We start from the raw sequence: 6447 nt of genomic DNA, 5'->3' as shown, positions 1-6447 counted from the left end.
ACCTTCTGACATTTTTTGTATAGTTGTTAAGGTTGCTTAAGCACCATTATATTGACAGTTCAAGTGAGAGCCCTATCGACTTACACAAAATTCTTGACGGTACCTGATAATCAAATATTTAATTATTTTTCTCTTGACATATCACCGCAAGTCTAAATTTATTTATAAAAAAGGTTTAACTTTTTTATAAACGGGAATAATGTAAGTAAATCCCCCTTTTTACATTTTTATAAAGTTAACCCTTTTCCAAACCCTTTAAATGTTCCCCCACATTTAAAGGGTTTTTTTTGCTTTTATTAAATCGATTTATACGCATAATCGCCCGTTACTCCTACCTTGGGCAACGGGCGGCAAAAAATCATTTAGTTATTGAGGCTATTATTTCCTCCATAAATTCATATGTCATCGGACCTAAATGTTTTTGCTGAATGATTCCTTGCTCATCTAAAAAATAGGTTGTCGGAATCGTTAGCACTTTGTACGCTTCATATTGTTTGTTATCAACATCTAACGGGATTGGAAATGTTAGCCCAAATTCTTTAACGAATTCATCAACATGTTCACGTTGTCTTTCAAAGTGTGTTAAATTTACTGCTAAGACTTCGATATTTTTATCGCTCGTTGCTTCATAAAACTTTTGCATATCAGGCATCTCCGAACGACAAGGACCACACCAAGATGCCCAAAAATTTAAGACCACTTTTTTGCCACGAAAATGAGAAAGTGTCATCTCGTCTCCTTGTAAATTGGTTAACGTAAAATCTGGAGCGGTTTCTCCAATTTGCAAACCCGTTTCTTGTATAGCTTCCATATCTGCCGTACTTTCGATTTGTTCATCGTTTAAATTCTTATCATCTTCATTTGAAACAACGATTTCTCGTACGACAAAAATAGCCAACACAGTTAATAAAATAACCGCCAATATCGTTTTTATTTTCATCCGTCCAACCTCCCTCTGCAAACACATTTTATCATACTGCCCTTTTCTATTTGTGTCGAATATGAGAAACAAACAAGCATATGATATACGATTCATACAATTTTCAAAAAGAGGGAAAACGAGGTGTATGACGAACGGACACACTTGTGAAGTTTTGCTTATATCAGCTTTTGATACTAATGCCAGAATGTATAAAAAGCAGCGTTTATTCAGCTGCTTTTTATTTTAACTCTGGTAAAATACGTACTTCTTTTTTCATTTCGGATTGACATAATGGACATGTTGGTTCTGCAGCAAATGAAAAAGAATCTCGCATCCAACCTACACATTCAGAACTTTGACAAGCCCATACATCCGTTTCGACTTCGGGAATCGGTTCATCTTGCCTTCGTGAAAAAGCCAAGTTTTCTCCCCCTTAACGTTTTCTAACTTATAGTATACCCTAATCTGGAAATATATGCGAAATATCATGGTGACGAGTCTTCATACGTTTCCAAAAAAATCAACCGTTCTAACATTGTCGGATGACCGTACCGAAACCACTTCACTAACTTTGGAGGATTAACCTCGCTTAATCCTGTCGCTGTTAACTTTTGAAACGCTTGGATTGCTGCTTGTTTATCTTTTGTTAGCTCAATAGCGTAACGATCAGCATCTTTTTCGTGGTATCGTGATACTGCATTATCAACCGGACTAACTACAAACGAAAGCAGCGAAAAGATAAGCAGTAACAAGGGCAAAGTCGCTATATCAGCGTGTGAGTTTAATCTAAATCGTTCCCCGTATCGACTCATACAGATTCGAAATAGCTTAGCACCAAAATATAACCCGAAAAACGACAGGATGATTGAGCCGAGTACGTTTAAATATAAATGATGTTTTACATAGTGTCCCATTTCATGCGCCATAACAAAAAGTGTTTCTTTATCTTCTAATTTAGTTAACGTCGTATCCCAAAGAACGATACGCAAATTCGAACCAATTCCTGTGACGTATGCGTTAAGCGCATTCGTTTTTTCCGACATATTCACTTCATATACCCGATCTGCTGGAATATCTGCTTCTGCTGCCAAGGCTAGAATTTGTTCTTCTAATTGTTTATCTTGCAATGTATAAAAGTCGTTGTATAACGGGTCGATAATCACAGGTTTTATAAACATTAGAAATATTGTAAATGGAACAGACAGCAACCAAACGTTAAACCACCATCGTTTTTCAGACCGCTTCATAAACAAATAAATAACCCAAACCATCAGTGTCATCATTAGCCAACCGATCCAAAAATCAATTATATAATCACGCATCCAGCTTTGAAATGACTGTGTCGAAATGCCATAAGAGATCGAAATCTTGCGACTCACTAAACTTAGTGGAAATGAAAGAATTGAACTAATGAGAGTGAGTAAAAAAACATATAAAGCCGTTTGCATAAAAAAGAAGCGTGTTACATTTTCACTGAGCCGACGAAAATAAATAGAAATCCCAAAGATAAGCACAAGCAAAAAAATGATCCAATCATAAGGAATGGCTAAAAAAAAGAGTAAATTTCTTAGCCGTGAATAATCTGTACTTAACAATTGCTCATCTTCTGTCATAAACAGGCTCGGATCAGCCGAACTTCCTTCATAGGTTGCCGGAAGTGTATTGTCTGTGCCGATGTATAAATAATAAGCCATTATGAGTCCATAGATTACATATCCGCTTAAAATCAACAGAAACCATTTTGTTCTTTTTGCCATATTTACCCTCCATTCAAGCCTGATAAGAAACTTTTCTTTTACTACTAGTCTAAGCTTCTTGTCCATTTTTAGAACAAAAAGAAAAGACAGGGAACTCGTTCTCCTGTCAAAGGCAAAGGGTGTATAAAAATTATAATTAGCAACTTCAAACATGTCGTGCGAAGACTTGAATCACCTACGTTCATGAGGGAACGAACGAGGCAAGCAACAACTGTCTACGAGCGTTTCTCGTTAGGCTGTTAGCCAAGGATTGCGCGGTCACTAGCCATTTGTTCACCACGGATGCGTTGGAACTCCTCAAGTAGCGATTCAATTGTTAAACTTTTTTTCTCTTCTTCATCAATATCTAAAATAATTTGTCCCTTATCCATCATGATAAGACGGTTACCAAGATCAAGAGCTTGCTGCATATTGTGCGTCACCATTAACGTTGTTAATTTCGTTTTCTCAACGATCTCTTTCGTCAAATTTGTAATCAACTCAGCGCGGGCCGGGTCAAGTGCAGCTGTATGCTCATCAAGAAGCAAAATTTTAGGATCTGTAAATGTAGCCATAAGCAATGATAATGCTTGCCGTTCCCCACCTGACAACAAACCGACCTTAGCATTCAGACGATTTTCTAGACCGAGGTGAAGCGTTCCGAGAAAGTCTCGGAAAAGCTCTTTCCTCTTTTTCGTTACGCCTCGTCTTAACGTTCTTTTTTTGTTGCGTGAATAAGCTATTGCAAGATTTTCTTCAATGGTCATCGTTGGTGCTGTCCCTGCCATCGGATCTTGAAAAACGCGACCAATTAGCTGTGAACGCTTAAACTCCGGTAAGTTCGTCACATTTTTTCCGTCAATTGAAACATGACCGTAGTCTGGAATGAGCACTCCTGAAATAATGTTCATCAACGTTGATTTTCCAGCACCGTTACTGCCGATCACTGTAACGAAATCACCCGGCTTTAATTGAAGATTCACTTGTTCAAGAGCGATCTTCTCATCAATCGTACCTTCATTAAACACTTTGTCAATCTGTTGTAATTTAAGCAAGTCGCTCACCATCTTTCTGATTGTTCGCGAGTTGTCGAGCATGTCTTTGTTTTCTGCGACGTTTTTCTTTAAAATTGTCAAGCACTTTTGGTGCAACGAGTGCAAAAATAACGATAACCGCTGTAATTAACTTCATATCTCCGGTTTCAAGAAATTCGACACGAAGTGCGAGCGCTACGACAATCCGATAAATGATCGCACCGCCGATTACTGCAAGTGTAGTTCGGACGATCGTTTTCGTCCCGAACAACGCTTCACCGATAATCACTGAAGCGAGTCCGATAACGATCATCCCAATGCCCATGCCAATATCTGTAAATCCACTATATTGCGCAACAAACGCTCCGCTTAATGCTACAAGAGCATTAGAAATGCCGAGCCCGAGAATGATAAGCCAATCAGTATTAGCGGAAAGGCTGCGAATCATCCGTTTGTTATCGCCCGTCGCCCGGATAGCAAGACCTATTTCCGTTTTAAGGAATGTGTCAACGAGGAACTTAACTACAAATGTTATTAATGTCATCGTAAATAGAATTGCCCATTCAACGGAAAAAACATTTGCAATTGCTGAGTTTTCCCAAAACGAAGCGAGCTTTGTAAAAAGCGTTTCTTCATTTAAAAGTGGCACATTCGCCCTCCCCATAATCCGCAAATTGATAGAGTATAGAGCAATCATCATTAATATTCCTGATAACAACGGATTTATTTTCCCTTTTGTATGGAGAATTCCTGTTATACAACCCGCAATAAATCCAGCTACAATTGCTGAAAGCGTTGCATAAACCGGATGCACCCCGCTAACGATCATGGAAGCTGCAACTGCACCACCTGTTACAAAGCTTCCGTCAACGGTTAAGTCTGGAAAATCGAGGATTCGAAATGATAAATATACACCTAACGCCATAAGGGCATAAAGAATACCAGATTGCAAAGAACCAAATAGTGCAGTACTCATAAAATGTTTCCTCCTTTTATGAGGTTAAAAATGTAAAATTGAGTCTTGCTCAAAAAGAGACTAAATTTAATGTCAGCCTCTTTTTCAACAAAACTTTACAGAAGAAAGGGATAGACTGACAGGTACCAGTCTATCCCTGCTGTATCTTCTGTGCTGTTATTTAATTTCAGCCATATCTTCCCACTCAGGTTTAATCTCAACACCCATTTTTTCAGCTGCTTCCTTATTAATAACAAGGTCTAGTTTTGGAGGATATTCTACTGCTAATTCAGACGGTTCTTTTTCACCCTTTAAGATTTGAACTGCCATTTCGCCAGCTTTATAACCGATGTCATAGTAGCTAAATCCGTATGCAGCTAAACCACCGCGTTCAACGGAATCAAGTTCTCCAACAAACAATGGAATTTTCTTATCATTCGCAACACCAATGACTGATTCTAAAGCCGATACAACCGTATTATCAGTAAAGATGAAAAATACATCAGCACGGCCAACCATTGATTCAGCTGCTTGTTTTACTTCATTGGAGTTTGAAACCGTTGCTGTTACTACTTCTAGATCAGTGCCATCAGCAGCTTTTTCAACGGCATCCATTTGAACGACCGAGTTCGGCTCACCTGCATTGTAAATGACCCCAACACTTTTAGCATCTGTTTGCTCATCAATAAAATTAATTGTATTCGGAATTGCGTCAGGGTGAGAGTCTGTTGTTCCAGTTACATTTCCACCTGGTTCTTCAATTGAAGAGACAAGTTTCGCATCCAGTGGATCTGTTACAGATGTAAATATAATTGGAATCTCTTTCGTTACGTTTAACGCAGCTGTAGCACTTGGAGTTGCGTTCGCAAAGATTAAATCGACTTCATCCCCAGCGAGATTTTGTGCAATTGTAGCAGCGTTATTCGGATCACCTTGTGCGTTTTGATCAAGGAAGTCTACATCTAATCCGCTGTCCTCAATTGCTTGTTTGAACCCCTTCGTTGCTTCATCTAAAGACGGATGTGTGACAAATTGTGAAACACCGATTGTAAATTTGTCAGACGCTTCGTCTCCACCAGCTGTTTCTTCCTTGTCTGAAGTGCCACATGCAGCTAGCAAAGCTAGACTTAGAAAAGAAGCTCCAACAATTTTTTGCCATCGTTTTAGCATGATTCGACCCCCATTTTATTTATTCTTTGTCTCTTAAATGCAAAAATGCTTTAAAGTGTAAAAATATATAGTTTATGCTAGCATATATTCTAGTTAAGGTCAATCAAAAGCGAGTCAAAAATACTAGATTGATAACAATGAATTCATTAAAAAACTCATATCGAATGTAAATCAATATGAGTAAGACGATTATCTTGAACTTTCATCATACTAATTTCTAACATATTATTTTTAATTTTTGCTTTCGTCTTCTTATGTTGAACTAGTGATGGCAAATTAATTGTATGCTTATCCCCATTTTTCGGAATCCCTTCAAGTGTTAGCTGTGATGAAGTATGATAAATTTTGGCATCTGTTAACTTCACATTTTCCGCTATCGGCATGCGAACAACGACAAAATCATGCAGATTAAATATGTGATGTTCAAATTTCTTCTCCTTTTGTTTCCCTTGCTTAATATTGGGGAAAAATGAAGAAGACATTACCTCGGAAAATACTTTATTCATGTAATGATCGAAAGAGGAAAAGTCTTCACCAAAAGTTTCATTTAACTTTTTCAGCTCGTTCAATTTTGCAAACGGATGAAGATCTTGCCAATTGTTGTCCACTTTCCCCTCCTCCTTAAGCAAC

Annotated in this window: 7 protein-coding genes; all 7 read right to left on the bottom strand. The window is 38.0% G+C overall.

Annotation, left to right across the window (positions count from 1 at the left end; all coding sequences use genetic code 11):
* Positions 1–358: 358 nt before the first annotated feature.
* On the bottom strand, positions 359–940 hold the full coding sequence (locus ABU914_RS12800) for a TlpA disulfide reductase family protein (RefSeq protein WP_379670115.1): 582 nt from the start codon (positions 938–940) through the stop codon (positions 359–361).
* Between the two features lie 220 nt (positions 941–1160).
* Positions 1161–1343, bottom strand: coding sequence for a cold-shock protein (locus tag ABU914_RS12795; RefSeq protein ID WP_379670114.1), 183 nt, complete (start codon positions 1341–1343; stop codon positions 1161–1163).
* A 64-nt stretch (positions 1344–1407) separates the two neighbouring features.
* Positions 1408–2679: a M48 family metallopeptidase gene (locus ABU914_RS12790; protein ID WP_379670113.1), complete on the bottom strand. Its 1272-nt coding sequence runs from the start codon at positions 2677–2679 to the stop codon at positions 1408–1410.
* Between the two features lie 239 nt (positions 2680–2918).
* A complete protein-coding gene (locus ABU914_RS12785; RefSeq protein WP_379670112.1) occupies positions 2919–3713 on the bottom strand; it encodes an ABC transporter ATP-binding protein in 795 nt (264 codons plus the stop codon).
* Entirely contained in the window at positions 3706–4668 is a 963-nt protein-coding gene (locus ABU914_RS12780) for an ABC transporter permease (protein ID WP_379670111.1), read from the bottom strand. Before ABU914_RS12780 ends, ABU914_RS12785 begins: the two co-directional genes overlap by 8 nt.
* A gap of 156 nt (positions 4669–4824) precedes the next feature.
* Positions 4825–5817, bottom strand: coding sequence for an ABC transporter substrate-binding protein (locus tag ABU914_RS12775; RefSeq protein WP_379670110.1), 993 nt, complete (start codon positions 5815–5817; stop codon positions 4825–4827).
* A gap of 155 nt (positions 5818–5972) precedes the next feature.
* Positions 5973–6425 carry a hypothetical protein gene (locus tag ABU914_RS12770; protein WP_379670109.1) on the bottom strand — a complete coding sequence of 151 codons (453 nt, stop codon included), beginning with the start codon at positions 6423–6425 and terminating at the stop codon, positions 5973–5975.
* Positions 6426–6447 lie beyond the last annotated feature (22 nt).

This window comes from Pueribacillus sp. YX66 (assembly GCF_041725775.1).
GTDB lineage: Bacteria > Bacillota > Bacilli > Bacillales > UBA6769 > Pueribacillus.
Note: the sequence above shows the minus strand (reverse complement) of the source record. Positions and strands in the feature narration are given on the sequence as shown.